Origin of the sequence: Citrobacter sp. Cpo142 (genome assembly GCF_030332425.1) — a bacterium.
GTDB classification, from domain to species: domain Bacteria; phylum Pseudomonadota; class Gammaproteobacteria; order Enterobacterales; family Enterobacteriaceae; genus Citrobacter; species Citrobacter portucalensis.
The window spans coordinates 37,139-60,749 of sequence record NZ_JAOWHW010000133.1 but is presented as its reverse complement, the minus strand read 5'-3'; the positions used below and the strand labels follow the sequence as shown (position 1 = coordinate 60,749).

The window sequence follows — 23,611 nt, the reverse complement described above, 5'->3', positions numbered from 1 at the left end:
CTCTTGCAGGTGACAGTCACTCGCTGTCGCCGTGTTTAAATCGTAACAGGTCGCGGCGCTCTTTTTTGTCCGGTCGCCTGTCCGGGTGCGGCATGGTTAACGCGTTAAGTTTACGCGCCAGCGCCACTTTTTCGCGTTTTTCCACGCTTTCCGCGGTTTCTTCATACAGCGTAACGGCTTCCGTTGCCGGGCGACGCTGCTCGGTAATGGCCTTGATAATGACCGTTCGCTCGTCATTTCCCTGGCGCAGGGTGAGGGTAGCGTTCAGCTCGACAATCTTGCTTGGCTTACTGCGCTGGCCGTTGTAGTGCACCTTACCGCCTTCAACCATTTCGCGGGCTAGCGCACGCGTTTTGTAAAAGCGTGCAGCCCACAGCCATTTATCCAGCCTGACTTCAGCAGAGGGCTTTTCTTTCATGGCGTCTCCTTCACATCAGTGAGGGGATCAGTCGGCGGTAGTCATTCAGTGACGGATGGCGTGCGTACTGTTTTTCGGCGATGCCGGAGTCGGGATTGGTCACGCCGAGGCAGTAACGAATACCGTACAGAGCAGCGGCGTCGAGAATGGGTTCGCTGTCGTCAATAAACAGCGTCTTCTCTGCACTCATTCCCGTTTCTTCAGCCACAGCGTGCCATAACCGCTGATCCTCTTTGGGATAACCAAATGTGTGGGTGGAAAGTAATAAATCAAGGTGTGAGGCCAGACCGGTATGCTCAAGCTTCACCGCCAGATTATGCGGATGCGCGTTGGTGAGCAAAATGCGGCGCTTGCCGCTGGCTTTTAAGGCATCAAGAAACGGTACGGTATCTTCGCGCAAAACGGCGCGCGGTCCCTGTTCCGTGGTCATGGCGCAAATATCCAGATCCAGGCACTCGCTCCAGTAATCCAGGCAATACCAGTTTAGCGTATGCTGCACGGCATGATACTGCTGACGAATATAGTCCTGAGCTTCCTGAGGAGAGATACCCTGCTTCGCGCCATAGGTTTCCGGCACCAATTTTTGCCAGAAATAGTTATCGAATGCCAGGTCGAGCAGCGTGCCGTCCATATCTAACAACACGGTGTCGACATCCTGCCAGGCAATATTGATATGCATGGAAACTCCCCAGAAGAAAACATGATGCGCGACAGGGTAGCATATCCTGTCGCGCGAGCGTGTTATCGAATCAGGCTTTCCGGGTTGTCAATCAGTGTTGGATTGAGACAACTTTCGTAGTAGCTCTGAATTTCCGCGATGCGGGTGCGGTGACGCTGGTAGCGTCTGAATGCCTGTATGCTGTTGTAGATAGCGCATCCGAGCATGGAGAACATCAGCAGCGTCGTGCCAAGGTAGCGCCATAATCCTGAACGATCCGGAATACGATGCAGGCCAATGTGCTGGGTGCCATTGGCGTCAGTCGAAATATTGGTGACGATCCCCTCCGCGCGAAATGGTGTCTGCATTAGCATCTGCGCCAGGCGCTGGAAGGCGTTCCACTGTTCCTGGGGAGGATAGTCATATAGCGAGGTCGTCGGCCACGGCTGATCGACCAGATCGCTGCCTTCGTCGCTGATAATCAGGAAACCGCCAGGGGCAGGGCTATTCAGCGCCTGGGCTGCTCGCGCAGTCTCGCGTGAAATAAACGGCGCCGTAGAGGTATTCACCAGATTATCCAACGACTCTGCGCTTACCGGACGCAGCAGCACGTTCACCCCATCCAGCTTGCCTGCGTTCGCTCGCTTCACCAGCGCGGCCCAGTCTTTACTGTTACCGAGGTTAACCAGCGCATTCTTTAAGCGTACACATTCATCTTTGGCTGCACACAGATCGGCCGTTTTAAGGACAATCTCACCAAAATCGTCCAGTAACACCATGCCGGACTTTTGGATTGCCGAGCGTAGCGATGCGCTGACGCGAGAGTCATCGTCAGGTTTGGGATGCAGCTGACGGCTCACGGCCTGCGTGAGCGCGGTGGCCTTATTCACCAGATCGGATTCGGGCAGCGGTAATGCGCGCGCGTCATTCCAGATAATTTGCGAGCAATCGAAAGGCATAAACGGCGTGGTGGGCTGCGCATTCCAGCTCCCTTGGGTATGAATATTACACATACCCGTACCGCTCAGGTGCAGCGTGTCACCCACGCGAACGCCCGCGTTTTCGAGCTGTTTAACGCTGGTGGCTTCGATAGTTTGCGCGCCCTTCATCCAGGAAAGCGTGACCTTTATCGGCATATCCAGCGGGATCCAAAATAGCAGCATCAGCAGTACCAGCAACGAGCCGCCCGCGATGACGGCGTTGCGCAGCCAGTGCTGTAATGGGAAGTTTTTCACTTCATCGTGCAGAGATAAAAAACGCCCCTGGCGGACAACGTGGCGATCGAGATAAATATCGATATCCGTTTGCTGGCCAAGGTCTTGGGCGATGTAAGGTTGCCAGTGAGGTGGGTAGATCAGATCAATAATACCCAGCGAGATATTATTAATTTGCTCCTGGTCGTTTTCGCCAAACAACCCCCAGCGACGCGGCGTACCGCGCAGACAATGAATTTCCCGCAGGGCGCTTTTGGACGGCGGAGCGAATAATCCCCACAGTCCCGCAGCTAACAGCAACACCGCGCCACCGACTGCCCACGGCACAAACGTATTCGGGATAACCAAACAGAAAAAGAACAGCAGGAATGATGCGGTTATCAGCAACGCCTCGCGCAATCCCGAAGGGCGGCTGAGCGCATATTCTTCATGGGTTTCCTGGCGAATATTCAGCAGTTCAATCTGCTCACTTTCTTCACCACGAATGGATGCCTGGGTAGAAGCGGTGTGCTGCAACGCATAGCCACGCGCTTCCTGCATATATTCCTGTAGCGTATGGCCGTTCAACGAGATAACCAGTGGTATTGTATTGGTGTGGATTATCTCAACGCTGTTTTCGTCATTGATGTATTGTTCCCAGAAAGGGGGAAGATGTACCTCAACGGAATCAAGATAGTAGCGCCATTTGTTAGGATCGTCGGTGGTAATGCCGTAACGTGTAATCGAACGAGTAAGCACGATGACGCTATTACTTTGGGCATTCAACGTTAATGAGACCGGCGCAGAACTGGCTCCCGTTGGACCAGGTACTTGCTGAATTTGACTAAGGCTTTCGAGATAGTTTTCGACTGCACTGCGTTCTTCAGGCGCGAGTTTACGTTTCGAGGCGTCTGAGAAGACACTGCTCAAGGGTAAATTTTTCTGCCTGGATTTTGATTTGAGTAGCCATCCTGCAAGCAATGAGCAGGCCAGCAAAGCAGCTAAAAAAATCAGAATGGTGCTCATGCTTTCCCCATCTTACTTAGTCTGTCAGGCGTGGTCAGTCGCACCCTGTTCAATATTCGTGATTCTGTGGTTGGCTATCGGCAAGTGTGGAGTCGAACTTGAGCATCTTTAAATACAGCCCAGTAAATGCGAATCATAGCAAAATCACCAAAAATGGAATATCAGCAAATTCCTGGAGTTATTTCAACCTATTGACTTTTAATTTGAAATAGGGATTAACTTTTAGTACGTTACATAAATGTAAATAAACGGCAATTCACATTGCCGAAACCGTGCGGTATATCGCACAATAACCCCAGATTTCACAGCAAAGATCCTCACAATGAGCAAATCATTACAGAAACCCACGATTTTGAAAGTGGAAACCGTCGCCCAATCCCGGCTTTTTAAGGTCGAAAGCGTGGACCTTGAGTTCAGCAATGGCGTACGCCGCGTTTATGAACGCATGCGTCCATCCACGCGTGAAGCGGTAATGATTGTGCCGATTGTTGACGATCATCTGATCCTTATTCGCGAGTACGCGGTCGGGACCGAATCCTACGAACTGGGTTTTTCCAAGGGATTAATCGATCCTGGCGAAAGCGTGTTTGAGGCGGCGAATCGGGAGCTGAAAGAAGAGGTGGGGTTTGGCGCAAAAGATCTGACGTTTTTAAAGAAACTCAGCATGGCGCCATCTTATTTCTCCAGCAAGATGAACATCGTAGTGGCAGAGGATTTATATCCTGAATCGCTGGAGGGTGATGAACCTGAGCCATTACCGCAGGTGCGCTGGCCGCTGGCGCATTTGATGGACCTGCTGGAAGATCCTGATTTTCACGAAGCGCGTAATGTCAGTGCGCTGTTCCTCGTACGCGAATGGCTGAAAGGGCAGGGGCGGCTTTAATTACGATTGCCAACTGATACCTTATCCAGCCTACAAAATTTCGGAAGATCAAATAATTGTACCGAAATTGTAGGCCGGATAAGCGAAGCGCTATCCGGCAATCGATCAGAACAGTTCGTGTGTCTCACCATTATCAATAATGGTTGTTCCCACCTCATGCACCGCTTGTTGCGTCGGTTGTGTGCCTTCAATGAAGTACTCTGCGCGGCTATTGCCACCGCTCGCCAGTTGTCCTGTGCTGCGATCGATATTGACCGTCACGATACCCGGCGGTGGCGTCAGCGGCTGTTCAGGCACACCTTCCAGCACGGATTTCATGTAAGCATCCCATGCAGGCTGCGCACTCTTCGCACCGCCTTCGTAGCCGGAGATTTGGTCTTTGATCGCGCCGGAAGCCGTTGTATGACCAAGGTTGCGGCGATGGTCATCAAAGCCGATCCATACCGACGTTACTACCCCTGGTCCGTAACCGGAGAACCACGCATCTTTAGAGCTGTTGGTAGTCCCGGTTTTCCCGCCGATATCATGACGCTGTAAATCGCGACCTGCGCGCCAACCGGTTCCCATCCAGCCTGGTTCACCAAAGATATTGGTGTTCAGCGCGCTTTTAATCAGGAAAGCCAGCGGTGTGTTGATCACGTGCGGAGCGTACTCTTGTGTGCCGCTTTGCGCGACCAGAGCCTGGTTAGCCTGCTCAAGCTGCGGCATAGGCACGGCGGAATTTTGCTGTTCCTGCGAGACGGCGACATCTTCTACGTTACTGTTTTCCAGCACATTAGATTTCTGGGTATCGCCATATATCACCGGAATATCGCATTCCGGGCAGGCAATTTTCGGCTTCGCTTCGAAGATAACGCCGCCCATATCGCTTTCAATCTTACTGATGAAATACGGATCGACCAGGAAGCCGCCATTAGACATCACTGCGTAACCGCGTGCCACCTGCAACGGTGTGAACGAAGCAGAACCCAGCGCCAGCGACTCGGTATGCACAATGTTCTGTGCCGGGAAGCCGAAACGTTGCAGATACTCTGCCGCGTAATCCACGCCCATGGCGCGCATGGCGCGTACCATGACTACGTTTTTCGACTGACCCAGCCCCTGACGTAAGCGGATAGGACCGGCGTACTGCGGCGGGGAGTTCTTCGGCTGCCAGTCGGAACCAGCACCGGCATCCCAGCGGGAGATCGGCACGTCGTTGAGCATGCTCGCCAGCGTCAGACCTTTATCCATCGCGGCGGTATACAGGAATGGCTTGATGTTGGAGCCCACCTGACGTAACGCCTGGGTTGCACGGTTAAACTTGCTCTGGTTGAAGTCAAAACCACCAACCAGCGCCAGCACCGCGCCGTTTTGCGGATTGATGGAGACCAGGGCTGAGTTGACGTCCGGCACTTGCGCCAGCCACCAGGCATCTCCCACCTGGCGTACCCAGATTTGCTGGCCAGTCTGTACTACGTCAGTCACTTTACGCGGCGTTGGGCCTTGTTGAGTATCTGAACGGTAAGGACGCGCCCAGCGCATACCATCCATCCGTAATGACACTGATGTACCATCCGCCAGCGCGGCAATGGCTTCCTGTGGATTGGCGCTGGTAACAACCGCCGGCAGCAGGGGGCCATAAGTCGGCAGCGCTTTCAGCGTATCGGTAATTTTCTTGCTGTCCCAACTGCTTTCGCCCACTTTCCACAGCACGTTCGACGGGCCGCGGTAGCCGTGGCGCATGTCGTAATCCATCACGTTGTTACGTACTGCCTGCTGAGCTGCCTGCTGTACTTTGCGCGTAATGGTGGTGGTGATGCGATACCCGTCTTCATAGGCTTTCTCGCCATAACGGTTATACATCTCCTGGCGCACCATTTCAGACAAATACGGTGCAGAGAAAGCGATTTCCGGCGCGTGGTAGTTAGCGTCAATGGCCTCGCCGCGCGCCTGATCGTACTGGGCCTGCGTGATGTAGTTTTCGCTCAACATACGCGACAGTACAACGTTACGTCGCGCGGTTGCACGGTCCATCGAATAGAGCGGGTTGAAGGTTGACGGCGCTTTTGGCAGACCGGCAATCACCGCAATTTCACTTAAGCTGAGTTGATCCACTGTCTTACCGAAATAGACCTGCGCGGCAGCACCCACGCCATAGGCGCGATACCCCAGATAGATCTTGTTCAGATACAGTTCGAGGATCTCATCTTTACTCAGCAGTTGTTCAATGCGGATCGCCAGGAACACTTCTTTGATCTTACGCATCAGCGTACGTTCCGGGCTCAGGAAGAAGTTTCTCGCCAACTGTTGGGTAATGGTACTCGCCCCTTGCGACGCGTGACCGGAGAACAACGCGACGCTGGCCGCACGGAAGATCCCCACCGGGTCTACCCCATGGTGCTCATAAAAGCGGCTGTCTTCTGTGGCGATAAAGGCTTTAACCATTACCGGCGGCATCTGATCCAGTGTGACCGGGATTCGACGTTTCTCGCCATATTGCGCGATTAGCTCGCCGTCAGCGCTGTAAACCTGCATCGGGATCTGTAAACGCACATCTTTGAGCGTCGCGACGTCAGGTAATTGCGGCTCGATATAGCGATAAAGGCCATAAATCGAGCCTGCTCCCAGCAGGATGCAACATACTGCAAGGATTAATAAATACTTTACGAACTTCACTGGAGATTTCCCATTTAGTGGCATTTGGGCAGTTTATAAACAAACGCGCGGTAGTATAAAGGCAAGCCAGACGCATTGATATACCCGTTAAAGCGACGGGTGATAAGGAGATCATCAGCAATGGCTTTCAATATCTGGAAAATTGGTCTGCATATTCAGCAACATGAAGCGCTGGCTGTCGCTATCGTTCGCGAAGCATCAGGTTGGTATCTGCAACGCTGGTGGCGTATACCGCTGACGCCTCAGGTTATCGTCGATGGCCACATTCGCGAGCCTGAACAGCTGGTCGCCGCGCTACTGCCGTGGAGCCGGGAGCTCCCTCGCCGACACCATATTCATCTCTCTTTTCCCGCCAACAGGACGTTACAAAAAAAGTTTCCTCGTCCGACAATGACGTTACGCGAGCCAGAGCAAACCGCATGGTTGTCCGGTTCGATGGCGCGTGAACTCGATATGGCGCCGGATGCGCTGCATTTTGATTATAGCGAAGACACGTTGAGCCCGGCGTTTAACGTCACTGCTGCGCAAAGCAAAGAGATTTCAGCGCTTCTGACGCTTATCCAAACCCTGAAGGTGCAGGTTACGGCGATTACACCGGATGCCAGCGCGTTACAGCGATTTATTCCCTTCTTGCCAGAGCATCAGCAGTGTCTGGTATGGCGTGATGACGCCCAGTGGTTATGGGCGACCCGTTCGGCATGGGGACGTAAATCAACGGGCGATATTGGCAGTATCGGCGAGTTTGCCACGGCATTGTCTCTGCCCACGACAGCCATTGCGCAATGCTCACCCGGCGGCTTCGATCCTTTAAGCGCCGTGTCTGTACGCCAGCCGCCCATTCCAACGCAAAGCCATCACTTCGCCATTGCGCTGGGACTCGCTATGGGGGGCGCGTATTGATGATAGCGACTATCAACCTTCTGCCCTGGCGCCAAACACGACGCCGCGCCTGCCTGCGCTTCTGGTGTGTTTTATTTAGCGCTTCAATCCTTCTCAGTATCGGCGTGTTATTGCGCTATTACAGCGTGATGAGTGTAGAAAACCGGGCTGAATTGTTGCTGGCAGACGCCGAAAAGACGCGGGCCGAGGCCTTAATGGCGCTAAAGCCGCGTATGCAGCAGCGCCAGCAACGATGGCAGCAGGTGCAGGCAAGGAACAAACAGCGTGAGCAGACCCGAAGCTGGCAGTCGGTATTGCAAGAGCTGGCGGAATTACTGCCGGAGCAGGCGTGGTTAACAAAAATGACCTGGCAGCAGGACACGCTGGAACTGACGGGAAACACGCTGAACTTTGCCGCGCTGCAGGCGCTGGAGGCGCAATTACGCCAGCAGCCATTGTTTCAGTTGAGCAGCCCCGGTGAAACGCAGCAGGATGCGCAGGGACGCTGGCAATTCCACTATCGACTGACACGGAGCGGTGCGCATGATAACGCTCTGTGATGTCTGGTTAGCGCAGTCGCCGCGCTTTCGACTCATCTGCTGGTGCGGCTGGATGTTAGGGCTACTCATACTGGTGACGTTATGTCTTTATCCCGTCGCGCGGGAGCGGACGATGCAACGCGAGACGCTGGTCCAACAACGGGCAGCTATTCAGATGCAATGGCGAGATGTCTATCTGCTGGCGGCATCACCAGCAGAGCCGGAAGAGAAACTGACCCTGTTCTCCCCGCTGCTGTTTCAGACTTCACTTACTCGTCTTATCCACTGGCAACCCTCCGCGCAAGGCGGAGAGATGGCGCTGATATCGGCCTGGGATGCTATCCCGCAGACGTTTGTCCAGTTGGCGGAACAGGGGATGAACGTCAGCCGATTTTCGCTTAGCGCAGAAGACACGGAGTTGCTGCTAACGCTACAGCTGGAGCGTCTGAATGACGGTTGAACGCTGGCTGTTGGCATGTATGAGCGTACTGATGCTCACCGGTATGCGTAATCCCTTCCTGCCGCCGGAGGACCGTTGCCAAATTGCTGAGCTGTCGACATGGCGGTTTCAGGGCATGGTGAGCCAGGGCATGCGACCCATCGGCATCGTTCAGGATAGCCAGAAAAAATGGCAGCGAGTTAAGCGAAATGACGTCCTGAAAAACGGTTGGACGATTACGCAGATAACGGCCCAGAACATAACCCTCGATACAGAAAAAAACTGCGAACCGCCGCGATGGCAGTGGCAACGACAAGGAGCGGTAAATGAAGCGATGGATAGCGTGGATAGTAATAGCGCTGGCGGTCGGGATAACGAGCGCGCTGGCGACGAAACCGCAAAACGTGACGCTGGTGGTCGATGATGTGCCGGTTACGCAGGTATTGCAGGCGCTGGCTGAACAGGAACAGAAAAACCTGGTGGTTTCGCCAGATGTCAGCGGTGTGCTGTCGTTGCATTTGACGGATGTCCCCTGGAAGCAGGCATTGCAGACGGTGGTAAAAAGTGCCGGGCTGGTATTACGCCAGGAGGGCAATATCCTGCATGTGCATTCTGTTCAATGGCAGAGTGAAAATGCGGCCCGCCAGGACAATGAACAGGCGCGGATTCAGGCCAGTATGCCGCTGGAGCAGCGCAGCATTATTTTGCACTATGCCGATGCTGCCGAGCTGGCAAAAGCAGGAGAAAAGCTGCTCAGTGCCAAAGGAAGCATGACGGTGGATAAACGGACCAACCGCTTACTGCTGCGTGATAATAGCGTTGCGCTTAACACCCTGGAAAAGTGGGTATCGCAAATGGATTTGCCGGTTGCCCAGGTCGAACTGGCGGCGCATATCGTCACCATAAATGAAAAAAGTTTGCGCGAGCTGGGGGTGAAGTGGTCGCTGGCTGACGCACAACAATCGGGGGCGGTTGGGAATGTTACAACGCTTGCCAGCGATCTCTCTGTAGCCACCGCCACATCCCGCGTGGGATTTAACATTGGCCGCATTAACGGTCGTTTACTGGAACTGGAGTTGTCTGCGCTGGAGCAAAAACAGCAGTTGGATATCATCGCCAGTCCACGATTACTGGCATCTCACCTGCAACCTGCCAGTATTAAGCAGGGCAGTGAGATCCCTTATCAGGTCTCCAGCGGTGAAAGCGGTGCGACATCCGTCGAGTTCAAGGAAGCGGTACTGGGGATGGAGGTAACACCAACGGTATTGCAGAAAGGGAGAATCAGGCTGAAACTGCATATCAGCCAGAATGTTCCCGGACAGGTTCTACAGCAGGCAGATGGCGAAGTGCTGGCTATCGACAAGCAGGAGATTGAAACGCAGGTCGAGGTAAAAAACGGCGAGACAATTGCGCTTGGCGGGATTTTTTCACATAAGAATAAATCCGCAGCCGACAGCGTGCCGCTATTAGGCGACATTCCCTGGCTTGGCTCTCTTTTTCGCCATGATGGTAAAGAAGATGAACGGCGCGAATTAGTGGTCTTTATTACGCCCAGACTGGTTTCAACGGAATAACTTATGCATGAAAAGCCATTGTTTTTGCACTGAACACGTTTCAGGGATTTGACGTGAGGGTGTATTTAGCATACAAGGAGTACCGATTTGAGCGTCGGTACTTTTCTTTACTTATGCGGCAGTGAATACGCTTTGCCTTTCCGGTGGTGTGCCATAGGCTTATTGGGTGTCATTTGACTGCGCGATACGTCGCCAGGTCTGATGTTTGCAGGGTAGCATGCCTGCCACGACCAGAAATGCGTTAGGTTTGGTGATTTATTCAGTTGCCAAACCCGCTTGAGTATTGAGATAATTTTCAGTCTGACTCTCGCAATATCTTATGAGGTTTCAGTTCATGTCCTGCTGCGCTGGGTGTCTGCGAAGCGGGTTTACCATTAACGAATAGTCTTAGTAGTACCGAAAAAATGGCAGAGAAACGCAATATCTTTCTGGTTGGGCCTATGGGTGCCGGAAAAAGCACTATTGGGCGCCAGTTAGCTCAACAACTCAATATGGAATTTTACGATTCTGATCAAGAGATTGAGAAACGAACCGGAGCTGATGTGGGCTGGGTCTTCGATGTAGAAGGTGAAGACGGCTTCCGTGATCGCGAAGAAAAAGTCATCAACGAGTTGACGGAAAAACAGGGTATTGTGCTGGCAACTGGCGGTGGCTCTGTAAAATCACGTGAAACACGTAACCGTCTTTCCGCGCGTGGCGTCGTGGTCTATCTTGAAACGACAATTGAAAAACAACTTGCGCGTACTCAACGTGACAAGAAACGCCCGCTGCTGCAGGTAGAATCACCGCCTCGTGAAGTTCTGGAAGCGTTGGCTGACGAACGCAATCCTCTGTACGAAGAGATTGCTGACGTGACCATTCGCACCGACGATCAGAGCGCAAAAGTCGTAGCAAACCAGATTATTCATATGTTGGAAAGCAACTAATTCTGGCTGAATACACACTCGTCTGCGGGTACAAGTAACTAAGGTGGATGTCGCGTAATGGAGAGGATCACAGTCACTCTCGGGGAACGTAGTTACCCTATCACCATCGCGGCTGGTTTGTTCAATGAGCCAGCTTCATTCTTACCGCTGAAATCGGGCGATCAGGTTATGTTGGTGACCAACGAAACCCTGGCTCCCCTTTATCTCGATAAGGTTCGCGGCGTACTTGAACAGGCGGGTGTTAACGTTGATAGCGTTATCCTTCCCGATGGCGAGCAGTATAAAAGCCTGACGGTTCTGGATACGGTTTTCACCGCGTTACTGCAAAAACCGCACGGTCGTGATACCACGTTAGTTGCCCTTGGCGGCGGCGTGATTGGCGATCTGACCGGTTTTGCGGCAGCCAGCTATCAGCGTGGTGTTCGTTTTATTCAAGTCCCGACAACCCTGTTGTCGCAGGTCGACTCCTCCGTTGGCGGCAAAACCGCCGTAAACCATCCCCTCGGTAAAAACATGATTGGCGCGTTTTACCAACCGGCCTCCGTGGTGGTGGATCTCGATTGTCTGAAAACGCTTCCTGCGCGTGAGCTGGCATCGGGGCTGGCGGAAGTGATCAAATACGGCATCATTCTTGACGGTGAATTTTTCAGCTGGCTGGAAGACAATCTGGATGCGTTACTGCGTCTGGACGGTCCGGCGATGGCGTACTGTATTCGTCGTTGTTGTGAGCTGAAAGCAGAAGTTGTCGCAGCAGACGAGCGTGAAATGGGCTTACGTGCTTTACTGAATCTGGGACACACGTTTGGCCATGCGATCGAAGCTGAAATGGGTTATGGCAATTGGTTACATGGTGAAGCAGTCTCCGCAGGTATGGTAATGGCTGCCCGTACGTCAGAACGTTTGGGTCAGTTCACCTCCGCTGATACGCAGCGCATCATTACGCTGTTACAGCGAGCAGGCTTACCGGTGAATGGGCCGCGTGAAATGTCCACCGAGGCTTATCTGCCGCACATGCTGCGAGATAAAAAAGTGTTAGCGGGAGAGATTCGTTTGGTGCTTCCGCGAGCGATAGGGAAGAGTGAAGTGCGCGGCGGAGTGTCGCACGAGGTGGTTCTTAACGCTATTGCTGATTGCCAGCAGGCGTAACAACAAGAAAGGTCAGGCTTACGTTGCGAAACGTAGGTCTTTTAGCTTCAGGTTATGTGCAAAGTCGTAAGCATTAACCTTTGAGTGGGGTGTTAAATGGATGAATTCAAACCAGAAGACGAGCTGAAACCCGATCCCAGCGATCGTCGTACTGGTCGTTCTCGTCAATCGTCTGAACGCGATAATGAGCCGCAAATCAATTTTGATGATGTTGATCTGGATGCTGACGATCGCCGTCCTGCGCGCGCACGCAAAGAGCGTGATGAAGAGCAGGACATTGAAGAAGAGTATGAATCTGATGACGATGCGGTGGATGAAGAGCGTGTAGAACGTCGTCCGCGCAAACGTAAGAAAGCCGTCAGCAAGCCTGCCTCCCGCCAGTATATGATGATGGGCGTGGGTGTTTTGGTACTGCTGTTGCTGATTATCGGCATTGGTTCTGCGCTGAAAGCCCCCTCATCTTCTTCCAATGAGCAGGCAGCATCTGGCGAGAAGAGCATCGATCTCTCTGGCAGCAATGCAACGGATCAGGCGAGTGCAACGACACCTGTAACGGGCGCTGAGCAGACCGCTGGCAATACCCAGCAGGATGTTTCCCTGCCACCGATTTCCTCTACCCCGACTCAAGGTCAGGCACCTGCGGCAACTGAAGGGCAGCAGCGTGTTGAAGTGCAGGGCGATTTGAACAACGCTCTGACGCAACCGCAAGGTCAGGAACAGGTTAACAACGTTGTGGTTAACTCTACGCTGCCGACCGAACCTGCGACCGTTGCGCCGATGCGTAATGGTAATGCTGTGCGCCAGACTGCGAAAACGGAAACGACTGAACGTCCTGCGGCTTCGCATCAGGAACGCAAACAGGCCGTCATTGAGCCGAAGAGCAAACCGCAAACTACGGTGAAAGCGACGCCGACAGAGCCGAAACCTGTTGCCCAGGCAAAACCAACCGTAACTGCTACCGCGCCGACCACCACAACTAAAGCACCTGTGGTAACCGCTACGCCGAAAGCGACCGCTGAGCCGAAAGCAACCACAACTGCGCCAGCACAGACTGCAACGCCTGCGCCAACGGCGACAGCAACAACGCCTGTTGCTGGCGGAGCGAAAAGTGCAGGTAATGTTGGAGCGTTAAAATCTGCGCCGTCCAGCCATTACACGCTGCAGCTCAGCAGTTCTTCTAACTACGACAACCTGAACGGTTGGGCGAAGAAAGAAAACCTGAAGAACTACGTGGTGTACCAGACGACGCGTAACGGTCAACCGTGGTATGTTCTGGTGACAGGCGTGTATGCGTCTAAAGAAGATGCGAAACGTGCAGTGTCTACGTTACCCGCTGATATTCAGGCGAAAAACCCGTGGGCAAAACCGCTGCATCAGGTTCAGGCCGATTTGAAGTAAGATAGGATATGTTCTGCAATGGTTTGATGTTTCGCCCAATTGCGGGACAAAGACTAAAGCGCAGGATGCTGTCGGAGCTTTCTCCACAGCCGGAGAAGGTGTAATTAGTTAGTCAGCATGAAAAAAAATCGCGCTTTTTTGAAATGGGCAGGGGGGAAATACCCCCTGCTTGATGATATCAAACGGCATTTACCTCAGGGTGAGTGCCTGATTGAACCTTTCGTGGGTGCCGGGTCGGTGTTTCTCAACACCGACTTTTCTCGTTATATTCTTGCCGATATCAACAGCGACCTTATCAGTCTCTATAACATCGTGAAGACGCGTACCGATGAGTATGTGCAGGCTTCGCGTGAGCTGTTTATGCCTGAAACCAATCAGGCTGAGGTGTACTATCGGTTCAGAGAAGAATTTAATGCCAGCGAGGATCCGTTCCGCAGAGCAGTACTGTTCTTGTATCTGAACCGCTTTGGTTACAACGGATTGTGCCGTTATAACCTGCGCGGCGAGTTTAACGTCCCGTTTGGGCGTTATAAAAAACCTTACTTCCCAGAAGCCGAGTTGTACCATTTTGCTGAGAAAGCGCAGAATGCGGAGTTCCATTGCCTCTCCTATGAAGAGTGCATGAACCGTGCGGATAGCAACTCTGTGGTCTATTGTGACCCGCCTTATGCACCGCTTTCGGCGACGGCAAATTTCACTGCGTATCACACCAACAGCTTTAGCCCGAAAGAGCAGGCGCATTTGGCCGAGATGGCAGAAAAGCTGGTCAGTAAGCAGATCCCGGTGTTAATTTCGAACCACGATACGCCCGATACCCGTGAATGGTACCGAGCGGCGAAACATTTTCAGGTCAAAGTGCGGCGCAGCATAAGCAGCAATGGCGGCACGCGTAAAAAGGTGAACGAACTGCTGGCACTGTATAAACCAGGAGTCGTAACGCCTGCGAAGAAATAAATCTCAAGGAGAAGCGGATGAAACAGTATTTGATCGCCCCCTCAATTCTGTCGGCTGATTTTGCCCGCCTGGGTGAGGACACCGCGAGAGCGCTGACTGCCGGTGCCGATGTCGTGCACTTCGACGTCATGGACAATCACTACGTACCGAACCTGACCATCGGACCGATGGTACTGAAATCGCTGCGTAAATATGGCATCACCGCCCCGATTGATGTTCACCTGATGGTGAAACCGGTCGATCGTATTGTCCCGGACTTCGCCGCCGCTGGCGCCAGCATCATTACTTTTCATCCGGAAGCCTCCGAGCATGTCGATCGCACTTTACAGCTGATCAAAGAGCATGGCTGTAAAGCGGGTCTGGTGTTCAACCCGGCAACACCGCTGAGCTATCTGGACTACGTCATGGATAAGCTCGATGTGATCCTGCTGATGTCCGTTAACCCAGGCTTTGGCGGACAGTCCTTCATCCCACAAACGCTGGATAAGCTGCGCGAAGTGCGTCGTCGTATTGATGAATCTGGCTACGATATCCGCCTCGAAGTGGACGGTGGCGTCAAAGTGAATAACATTGGTGAAATTGCCGCGGCAGGCGCAGATATGTTTGTCGCAGGCTCCGCCATTTTCGACCAACCAGACTACAAAAAAGTCATTGATGAAATGCGTAATGAACTGGCGAAGGTAAGTCATGGATAAGTTTCAGGATATTCGGGGCGCTGCATTTGACCTCGACGGCACGCTGGTCGACAGCGCGCCGGGATTAGCCGCAGCGGTGGACATGGCGCTGTATGCGCTGGAACTGCCGGTTGCCGGAGAAGAACGCGTTATCACCTGGATTGGTAATGGTGCAGATGTACTGATGGAACGCGCGCTAACGTGGTCCCGTCAGGAGCGCGCAACATTACGTAAAACGATGGGTAAACCGCCCGTTGATGATGATATTCCCGCCGAGGAGCAGGTACGTATTTTGCGTAAGCTGTTCGACAGATACTACGGCGATGTCGCAGAAGAGGGGACATTCCTGTTCCCTGATGTTGCCGACACGCTGGGCGCGCTGCATGCGAAAGGATTGCCGCTGGGTCTGGTGACCAACAAACCGACCCCGTTTGTCGCACCATTGCTCGAAGCATTAGATATCGCCAAGTACTTTAGCGTGGTCATCGGTGGTGATGACGTGCAGAATAAAAAACCGCATCCGGATCCGCTGCTGCTGGTGGCAAGTAAGCTTGGCATCAAGCCTGAGCAAATGCTCTTCGTAGGGGATTCACGCAATGATATTCAGGCGGCAAAAGCTGCTGGCTGTCCGTCCGTTGGCCTGACCTATGGCTACAACTACGGCGAGTCGATCGCGCTGAGCCAGCCCGACGTTATTTACGACCGTATTAATGAACTACTGCCCGCTCTCGGGCTTCCGCATAGCGAAAATCAGGAATCAAAAAATGACTAAGCCCATCGTTTTTAGTGGCGCACAGCCCTCAGGTGAATTGACCATTGGCAACTATATGGGTGCGCTGCGTCAGTGGGTGAGCATGCAGGATGACTACCATTGCATCTACTGCATCGTTGACCAACATGCCATCACCGTTCGTCAGGATGCTCAGCAGCTGCGTAAAGCAACGCTCGATACGCTGGCGCTGTATCTGGCATGCGGTATCGATCCTGAAAAAAGCACCATTTTCGTGCAGTCTCACGTACCGGAGCATGCACAGTTAGGTTGGGCGCTGAACTGCTACACCTACTTCGGCGAGCTGAGCCGTATGACCCAGTTCAAAGACAAATCCGCGCGCTATGCGGAGAACATCAACGCCGGTCTGTTTGATTATCCGGTACTGATGGCGGCAGACATCCTGCTGTATCAGACCAACCAGGTACCGGTTGGCGAAGATCAGAAACAGCATCTGGAACTGAGCCGCGATATCGCCCAGCGCTTCAACGCCCTGTATGGCGACATCTTCAAAGTGCCTGAGCCGTTCATTCCTAAATCCGGCGCGCGCGTAATGTCGCTGCTGGAGCCGACGAAGAAAATGTCCAAGTCGGATGACAACCGCAACAACGTGATCGGCCTGCTGGAAGATCCGAAATCTGTGGTTAAGAAAATCAAACGCGCGATGACCGACTCTGAAGAGCCGCCTGTTGTACGCTACGACGTGCAGAACAAAGCGGGTGTTTCCAACCTGCTGGATATCCTCTCTGCGGTCACCGGTAAGAGCATTCCGGAGCTGGAGCAGCACTTCGAAGGCAAAATGTATGGTCATCTGAAAGGTGAAGTCGCAGAGGCCGTTTCCGGTATGCTGACCGAGCTTCAGGAGCGTTATCACCGTTTCCGTAACGATGAAGCTTTCCTGCAGAAAGTGATGAAAGACGGTGCAGAAAAAGCCAGCGCCCGCGCATCTGTTACGCTGAAAGCTGTTTACGAAGCGATTGGTTTTGTCGCCAAGCCGTAATGCGCTCTGTGTTGTTGAAGAAACCGGGTTACGCCCGGTTTTTTTTCGCCTGTTGGTTTGTGAACCTCAAAAAATGTGAAGCGCCTCGCCGTTTGCATATTTCCTCATTGCGTTATATCTTCACTTTAATGAAGATATAAATATTCAATTTACTGAAAATATAAAATGCGTCGGACATTTATCAAGAAAGAGGGGGTTGTGCTGACAACCCTGGCCCGCTACCTGCTCGGTGAGAAGTGCGGTAACAGATTGAAAACTATCGATGAACTGGCAGCCGAGTGTCACTCATCGGTAGGGTTAACCCAGGCCGCGTTAAAGACGCTGGAATCCTCAGGGGCGATCCGTATTGAGCGTCGCGGGCGTAACGGTAGCTATCTGGTGGAGATGGATAACCGTACGCTGCTGAAGCATGTGGATATTAATAACGTGGTCTGTGCGATGCCGCTGCCCTACACCCGTTTATATGAAGGACTGGCGAGTGGGCTGAAGGCGCAGTTCGATGGGATCCCGTTTTATTACGCACACATGCGTGGGGCTGATATTCGTGTGGAATGCCTGCTAAACGGCGTCTACGACATGGCGGTGGTTTCTCGTCTGGCGGCGGAAAGTTACCTTGCTCAGGACGGACTGCGCATCACGTTGGCGCTGGGACCGCATACCTACGTCGGCGAGCATCAGCTGATTTGTCGCAAGGGCGAATCTGCAGATGTAAAACGTGTTGGGCTCGATAACCGTTCGGCGGATCAGAAAATCATGACCGAGGTCTGTTTTGGCAACCGTGACGTTGAATTGATCGATATGCCTTATCACGAAAGCTTGCAGCGCATCGCGAAAGGGGATGTGGATGCGGTTATCTGGAACGTGGTTGCAGAGGCCGAGCTGGCGGTACTGGGGTTAGAAGCCACGCCTCTCACCAACGATCCGCGATTTCTGCAGGCCACGGAGGCCGTGGTACTGACCCGCGCAGAGGATTATCCGATGCAGCAGCTACTGCGGGCCGTTGTTAACAAAGAGGCGCTGCTTGCCCATCAACAACGTGTGGCGAACGGTGAACAGGAACCCAGTTATTAAGTGAAGGCAAACGACATGGAAAACAGGCTTAACCTGCTGTGTGAAGCAGGCGTTATCGACAAGGATATTTGTAGCGGCATGCTGCAGGTGGTCAGGCGGTTGGATGAAGAGTGGCGTTTGCCGATTCACAGCGAGCAAGGGACCATGGCAATGACCCATATGGCGAGTGCGTTAATGCGCAGTCGCCAGGGCGAAGTGATTGAAGCGCTGGATGGTGAGCTGCTGGAGGAGTTGGCGCAATCTCATCTCTGGCCAACTATTTTATTGGTACATCAGGCGCTGATGAAAGAGTTTACGGTGGCGCTGCACACGAATGAAGAAGGCTATATGCTGGCGAACTTGTATGGATTGTGGATGGCGGCGAACGAAGGCGTCTGAAATCAATGGGCAATGAGCTTATTGCACCTTAAATATTCAAAAAAATGAATATTTAACTGAAGGATTAGAAACGAGGCAGAGAAATGTTTATAGACGCATTGAAACGCCAGAACCCCGCGCTAATCTCGGCTGCTATCGCGTTATGGCAGCAGGGAAAGATCGCACCTGACAGTTGGGTCATTGATGTTGACCAGGTCATTGAGAATGGCAAACGTCTGCTGGATGTCGCCAGGCAACATGGTATCTCGCTGTATCTGATGACCAAACAGGTAGGACGTAACCCGTGGCTGGCGGAGAAGCTGTTGCAGCTTGGCTATGAAGGCATCGTGGTTGTCGATTACAAGGAGAGTCGCGTCATGCGCCGTGCCGGGTTGCCGGTTGCGCATCAGGGACATCTGGTGCAGATCCCGTCGCGGCTGGTCAATGAGGCTGTAGCGCAGGGTACTGAAGTCATCACATTGTTCTCACTGGAGAAAGCGCGCGAAGTTTCCGCTGCTGCAGTGAAGGCCGGCTGTGAACAGAACGTGATGCTGAAGGTGTACGACAAGGATGATTTTCTCTACCCGGGGCAGGAAAGCGGATTTCCGCTGATGTATCTGACGGATGTGGTCAATGAAATCCGCAGGCTTCCGGGTCTGCGTCTGAGCGGCCTCACTCATTTCCCCTGCCTGTTATGGGATGAAAACTCAGCGCAGACGATGCCGACGCCTAATCTGCATACGCTGGTAAATGCCCGACGTCAGTTGGCTGAGGCCGGGATTGCCATTGAGCAGCTTAATGCGCCGTCAGCCAGTAGCTGTTCGTCACTCCCCCTGCTGGCGGAATATGGCGTCACCCATGCGGAGCCGGGTCATGCGTTGACCGGCACCATTCCTTCCAATCAAAAAGGCGACCAGCCGGAGCGCATTGCGATGCTGTGGTTGAGCGAGATATCGCACAATTTTCGTGGAGACAGTTATTGCTACGGTGGCGGCTATTACCGTCGCGGCCATGCGCAAAATGCGCTGGTCTTTACGCCAGAAAGTGACACGCCGATCGCAGCGAAGCTAAAACCCGTGGACGACAGCAGTATTGACTACTACCTGCCTGTTGCCGGGGAGTTTCCGGTGAGCAGTGCGGTGATCTTCTGTTTTCGCACCCAGATCTTCGTGACGCGTAGCGACGTGGTGCTGGTATCGGGCATTCAGCGCGGTGCAGCTGAAATCGTCGCGCGTTACGACAGTCTCGGTAATATTCTGGAGGACTAATGGCCCGATTCGTGGTGTTAGTAATCGACAGTTTCGGCGTTGGCGCCATGAAAGACGTCACGCTGGTCAGGCCGCAGGATGCAGGAGCGAATACCTGTGGCCATATCCTGGGAGAACTCCCGCAGTTACGCCTGCCAACGCTTGAGAAGCTGGGGCTGATTAACGCTCTGGGCTTTGCCCCGGGTGTGATGCAACCTTCAGCATCGGCAGTCTGGGGCGTTGCAGAGCTGCAGCATGAAGGGGGAGATACCTTTATGGGCCATCAGGAGATTTTAGGTACGCGGCCTCAGGCGCCGCTGCGGATGCCGTTTAGCACCGTGATTGACAGCGTTGAGCAGGCGCTAAAGGCCGCTGGCTGGCAGGTGGAACGTCGCGGCGGCGACCTGTCGTTTCTTTGGGTCAACGATGCGGTTGCAGTGGGCGATAACCTCGAAGCGGATTTAGGTCAGGTCTACAACATTACTGCCAATCTTGCCGTTATCCCGTTTGATGAGGTGCTAAAGATAGGCCGCGTGGTGCGTGAGCAGGTTCAGGTCGGGCGCGTGATTGCGTTTGGCGGTCAGCTTGCAGACAGCCAGCGCATTCTGGATGCCGCCGAGACCAAAGAGGGACGCTTTATCGGCATTAACGCCCCACGTTCCGGCGCCTATGAAAATGGCTTCCAGGTCAGGCATATGGGTTTTGGCGTCGATGAGCAGGTACAGGTACCGCAAAAACTGCATGACGCTGGGATCCCTACCGTGCTGGTCGGTAAAGTGGCGGACATCGTTGGTAATCCACACGGGCGCAGCTGGCAAAACCTGGTGGATAGTCAGCAGATTATGGATATCACACTTAACGAATTTAACGCGGAATCGACGGTATTTATCTGTACCAACATTCAGGAAACCGATCTCGCCGGGCACGCTGAAGACGTAGCACGTTATGCCGAACGGCTGCAGCTTGTTGATCTTAATCTTTCACGCCTTCTGGCCGCTATGGATCCAAATGACTGTCTGGTGGTTATGGCCGATCACGGCAACGATCCGACCATCGGTCACAGCCACCATACCCGGGAAGTTGTACCGGTTCTGGTGTATCGGGAGGGGTTAGAGCCTGCGCAATTAGGCGTCCGGGCGACGTTATCTGACGTTGGCGCTACGGTATGTGAATTTTTCGGCGCGGCGGCACCACAAAACGGCAGCTCTTTTCTTTCGGCATTACGCCTTACAGGAGACACCTTATGAATTTTGATCCGACGGGCTACACCTGGGTCCACGAACATCTGCATATTGATCTCTCCGGGTTCAAGAATAATCTCGACTGCCGGTTAGATCAGTACGATCTCATTTGTCAGGAAATGAAGGATCTCCGGGCGTTGGGCGTCAGCAACATTATTGAGATGACCAACCGCTATATGGGGCGTAATCCGCAATTCATGCTCGACCTGATGCGCGATACCGGAATTAACGTGATGGCCTGCACAGGCTATTACCAGGATGCGTTCTTTCCTGAACATGTCGCGGCCCGCAGCGTGGAACAGCTCGCGCAGGAGATGGTCGATGAGATTGTCATCGGTATAGATGGCACTGAATTGAAGGCCGGAATTATCGCCGAAATTGGTTCCAGCGAAGGGGTGATTACGCCGCTTGAAGAGAAGGTATTTATCGCCGCGGCGCGGGCGCACATCGAAACCGGACGCCCCATCTCGACCCACACCTCTTTTAGCACCATGGGCCTGGAACAGCTGGTGTTGCTACAGGCTCACGGCGTCGACCTTTCCCGCGTAACCGTTGGTCACTGCGACCTGAAAGATAACCTCGACAATATCTTACGCATGATCGATCTCGGTGCGTATGTGCAATTCGATACCATCGGTAAAAACAACTATTACCCGGACGAGAACCGCATTGGCATGCTGCATGAGCTACGTAATCGCGGGCTGCTTAATCGCGTGATGCTCTCCATGGACATTACCCGCCGCTCGCATTTAAAAGCCAATGGCGGCAATGGCTATGACTATCTGTTAACCACTTTTATCCCACAGTTGCGCCAGTCAGGATTCAGCCAGGCCGATGTGGACACGATGTTGCGTGATAACCCCTCACAATTTTTCCAATAAGGACAGAATCATGAAAAAGATTGGCGTTGCTGGCTTACAGCGTGAGCAGATTAAAAAGACCATCGAAACCGCAGCTCCGGGCTGCTTTGAAGTCTCCATTCATAACGATATGGAAGCGGCGATGAAGGTGAAATCCGGACAACTGGATTACTACATCGGCGCTTGTAACACCGGCGCGGGTGCAGCGCTGTCGATTGCCATTGCGGTGATTGGCTACAACAAAAGCTGCACTATCGCCAAGCCGGGTATTAAGGCGAAAGACGAACATATCGCAAAAATGGTTGCGGAAGGGAAAGTGGCTTTTGGTCTCTCCGTCGAACATGTTGAACATGCGATTCCGATGCTGGTTAACCACCTGAAATAAAAGGCATGACTATGGATCTGTATATTCAGATTGTGGTGGTGGCCTGCCTGACCGGCATGACGTCACTTCTGGCACATCGCTCGGCGGCTGTCTTTCATGACGGTATCCGTCCGATTCTGCCGCAGCTGATCGAGGGGTACATGAACCGCCGTGAGGCGGGAAGTATCGCGTTTGGTCTGAGTATTGGCTTTGTGGCGTCGGTTGGGATCTCTTTTACCCTGAAAACCGGCTTGCTCAACGCCTGGCTGCTGTTCCTACCGACGGATATTCTCGGCGTGTTGGCGATGAACAGCCTGCTGGCGTTCGGTCTGGGCGCTATCTGGGGCGTATTGATTCTGACCTGCCTGCTGCCGGTGAACCATCTGCTCACGGCGCTGCCGGTTGATGTACTGGGTAGCCTCGGTGAACTGAGTTCTCCGGTGGTATCCGCATTCGCACTCTTCCCGCTGGTGGCGATTTTCTACCAGTTTAGCTGGAAGCACAGCATTATCGCGGCGGTGGTGGTACTGATGACCCGCGTGGTGGTGGTGCGTTACTTCCCGCATCTGAACCCGGAATCAATTGAGATTTTTGTGGGGATGATGATGCTGCTGGCGATCGCCATTACGCATGATATTCGCCACCGCGGCGATGACGAGATGGATGCCAGCGGGCTATCGGTCTTTGAAGAACGAACCTCGCGGATTATAAAAAACCTGCCGTACATCGCCATTGTCGGCGCACTGATTGCCGCCGTCGCCAGTATGAAGATTTTCGCTGGCAGCGAGGTTTCAATTTTTACGCTGGAAAAAGCCTATTCGGCGGGGATTACGCCGGAGCAGTCGCAGACGCTGGTGAATCAGGCTGCCCTGGCGGAGTTTATGCGCGGGTTGGGCTTTGTGCCGATGATTGCGACAACGGCGCTGGCGACGGGCGTTTATGCGGTAGCGGGTTTCACCTTCGTTTATTCCGTTGGCTACCTGGCGCCGAACCCGTGGATTGCGGCAATCCTGGGCGCGATCGTGATTTCAGCTGAAGTGCTGCTGCTGCGCTCTATCGGTAAATGGCTGGGGCGTTATCCATCGGTACGTAACGCATCGGACAATATTCGTAATGCGATGAATATGCTGATGGAAATGGCGCTGTTGATCGGTTCGATTTTTGCCGCCATCAAGATGGCAGGCTATACCGGCTTTTCGATTGCGGTAGCGATTTACTTCCTCAACGAATCGATTGGACGTCCGGTACAGAAGATGGCCGCGCCGGTCGTGGCGGTGATGATCACCGGTATTGTGCTGAATATTCTCTACTGGTTTGGTCTGTTTGTTCCGGCCTGA

At 53.3% G+C, this 23,611-nt stretch carries 24 protein-coding genes; 20 read left to right on the top strand and 4 right to left on the bottom strand.

From position 1 onward, the window contains the following. Nucleotides 1–16 precede the first annotated feature (16 nt). The 3 genes from hslR to igaA form a co-directional block, all read right to left on the bottom strand. Entirely contained in the window at nt 17–418 is a 402-nt protein-coding gene (hslR, locus tag OGY18_RS18240; RefSeq protein ID WP_016157639.1) for a ribosome-associated heat shock protein Hsp15, read from the bottom strand. Between the two features lie 10 nt (nt 419–428). Further along, nucleotides 429–1,097, bottom strand: coding sequence for a GMP/IMP nucleotidase (yrfG, locus tag OGY18_RS18235; protein ID WP_003023533.1), 669 nt, complete (start codon nt 1,095–1,097; stop codon nt 429–431). Nucleotides 1,098–1,159: 62 nt separating this feature from the next. Then, nucleotides 1,160–3,295, bottom strand: coding sequence for an intracellular growth attenuator protein IgaA (gene igaA, locus OGY18_RS18230; protein ID WP_286553919.1), 2,136 nt, complete (start codon nt 3,293–3,295; stop codon nt 1,160–1,162). Between the two features lie 322 nt (nt 3,296–3,617). Here igaA and nudE point away from each other — a divergent pair, with 322 nt between their 5' ends. Beyond that, the gene (nudE, locus tag OGY18_RS18225; protein ID WP_003827667.1) at nt 3,618–4,178 is read left to right on the top strand and encodes an ADP compounds hydrolase NudE; all 561 of its coding nucleotides are present in this window, start codon (nt 3,618–3,620) and stop codon (nt 4,176–4,178) included. Nucleotides 4,179–4,283: 105 nt separating this feature from the next. Here the strand turns inward: nudE and mrcA are convergent, their stop codons facing one another. Continuing rightward, nucleotides 4,284–6,836: a peptidoglycan glycosyltransferase/peptidoglycan DD-transpeptidase MrcA gene (mrcA, locus tag OGY18_RS18220; RefSeq protein ID WP_166465280.1), complete on the bottom strand. Its 2,553-nt coding sequence runs from the start codon at nt 6,834–6,836 to the stop codon at nt 4,284–4,286. A 120-nt stretch (nt 6,837–6,956) separates the two neighbouring features. Between mrcA and OGY18_RS18215 the strand changes: the two genes are divergently transcribed. The 19 genes from OGY18_RS18215 to OGY18_RS18125 all read left to right on the top strand — a co-directional run bounded on the left by OGY18_RS18215 (nt 6,957) and on the right by OGY18_RS18125 (nt 23,611). Continuing rightward, nucleotides 6,957–7,736, top strand: coding sequence for a type IV pilus biogenesis protein PilM (locus OGY18_RS18215; RefSeq protein WP_286553912.1), 780 nt, complete (start codon nt 6,957–6,959; stop codon nt 7,734–7,736). Then, a complete protein-coding gene (locus OGY18_RS18210) occupies nt 7,736–8,275 on the top strand; it encodes a PilN domain-containing protein (protein ID WP_286553910.1) in 540 nt (179 codons plus the stop codon). The genes OGY18_RS18215 and OGY18_RS18210 overlap by 1 nt, the downstream gene beginning before the upstream one ends. Beyond that, entirely contained in the window at nt 8,259–8,714 is a 456-nt protein-coding gene (locus OGY18_RS18205; RefSeq protein WP_148361394.1) for a HofO family protein, read from the top strand. Before OGY18_RS18210 ends, OGY18_RS18205 begins: the two co-directional genes overlap by 17 nt. Beyond that, a complete protein-coding gene (locus tag OGY18_RS18200) occupies nt 8,704–9,117 on the top strand; it encodes a HofP DNA utilization family protein (RefSeq protein ID WP_286553907.1) in 414 nt (137 codons plus the stop codon). Before OGY18_RS18205 ends, OGY18_RS18200 begins: the two co-directional genes overlap by 11 nt. Continuing rightward, nucleotides 9,020–10,267, top strand: coding sequence for a DNA uptake porin HofQ (gene hofQ / locus OGY18_RS18195; protein ID WP_286553905.1), 1,248 nt, complete (start codon nt 9,020–9,022; stop codon nt 10,265–10,267). Before OGY18_RS18200 ends, hofQ begins: the two co-directional genes overlap by 98 nt. A gap of 404 nt (nt 10,268–10,671) precedes the next feature. Then, nucleotides 10,672–11,193, top strand: coding sequence for a shikimate kinase AroK (gene aroK, locus OGY18_RS18190; RefSeq protein ID WP_003023552.1), 522 nt, complete (start codon nt 10,672–10,674; stop codon nt 11,191–11,193). A 57-nt stretch (nt 11,194–11,250) separates the two neighbouring features. After that, nucleotides 11,251–12,339 (top strand): 3-dehydroquinate synthase, encoded by a 1,089-nt coding sequence (gene aroB, locus OGY18_RS18185; protein ID WP_063941382.1) that lies wholly within the window; start codon nt 11,251–11,253, stop codon nt 12,337–12,339. 96 nt (nt 12,340–12,435) lie between these two features. Next, nucleotides 12,436–13,737 carry a cell division protein DamX gene (damX, locus tag OGY18_RS18180; RefSeq protein ID WP_198579437.1) on the top strand — a complete coding sequence of 434 codons (1,302 nt, stop codon included), beginning with the start codon at nt 12,436–12,438 and terminating at the stop codon, nt 13,735–13,737. Between the two features lie 117 nt (nt 13,738–13,854). Beyond that, a complete protein-coding gene (gene dam, locus OGY18_RS18175; protein ID WP_003827684.1) occupies nt 13,855–14,691 on the top strand; it encodes an adenine-specific DNA-methyltransferase in 837 nt (278 codons plus the stop codon). Nucleotides 14,692–14,708: 17 nt separating this feature from the next. Next, entirely contained in the window at nt 14,709–15,386 is a 678-nt protein-coding gene (gene rpe, locus OGY18_RS18170; RefSeq protein ID WP_003023561.1) for a ribulose-phosphate 3-epimerase, read from the top strand. Beyond that, entirely contained in the window at nt 15,379–16,137 is a 759-nt protein-coding gene (gene gph, locus OGY18_RS18165) for a phosphoglycolate phosphatase (protein ID WP_003827686.1), read from the top strand. The genes rpe and gph overlap by 8 nt, the downstream gene beginning before the upstream one ends. Then, a complete protein-coding gene (trpS, locus tag OGY18_RS18160) occupies nt 16,130–17,134 on the top strand; it encodes a tryptophan--tRNA ligase (protein WP_148361397.1) in 1,005 nt (334 codons plus the stop codon). The genes gph and trpS overlap by 8 nt, the downstream gene beginning before the upstream one ends. Before the next feature lie 165 nt (nt 17,135–17,299). Then, the gene (gene yhfZ / locus OGY18_RS18155) at nt 17,300–18,205 is read left to right on the top strand and encodes a GntR family transcriptional regulator YhfZ (protein WP_286553901.1); all 906 of its coding nucleotides are present in this window, start codon (nt 17,300–17,302) and stop codon (nt 18,203–18,205) included. Between the two features lie 15 nt (nt 18,206–18,220). Further along, nucleotides 18,221–18,583, top strand: a complete 363-nt coding sequence (locus OGY18_RS18150) for a PRD domain-containing protein (protein WP_181510062.1) — start codon at nt 18,221–18,223, stop codon at nt 18,581–18,583. An 83-nt stretch (nt 18,584–18,666) separates the two neighbouring features. Further along, nucleotides 18,667–19,830, top strand: coding sequence for a YhfX family PLP-dependent enzyme (locus OGY18_RS18145; RefSeq protein ID WP_286553896.1), 1,164 nt, complete (start codon nt 18,667–18,669; stop codon nt 19,828–19,830). Further along, complete coding sequence (locus OGY18_RS18140; protein ID WP_286553894.1) at nt 19,830–21,056, top strand: phosphopentomutase; 1,227 nt, start codon at nt 19,830–19,832, stop codon at nt 21,054–21,056. The genes OGY18_RS18145 and OGY18_RS18140 overlap by 1 nt, the downstream gene beginning before the upstream one ends. Next, nucleotides 21,053–21,931, top strand: coding sequence for a phosphotriesterase-related protein (locus OGY18_RS18135; protein ID WP_126317307.1), 879 nt, complete (start codon nt 21,053–21,055; stop codon nt 21,929–21,931). The genes OGY18_RS18140 and OGY18_RS18135 overlap by 4 nt, the downstream gene beginning before the upstream one ends. A gap of 10 nt (nt 21,932–21,941) precedes the next feature. Next, a complete protein-coding gene (locus OGY18_RS18130) occupies nt 21,942–22,295 on the top strand; it encodes a DUF2620 domain-containing protein (RefSeq protein ID WP_003023576.1) in 354 nt (117 codons plus the stop codon). 11 nt (nt 22,296–22,306) lie between these two features. Then, a complete protein-coding gene (locus tag OGY18_RS18125; protein WP_286553891.1) occupies nt 22,307–23,611 on the top strand; it encodes a YhfT family protein in 1,305 nt (434 codons plus the stop codon).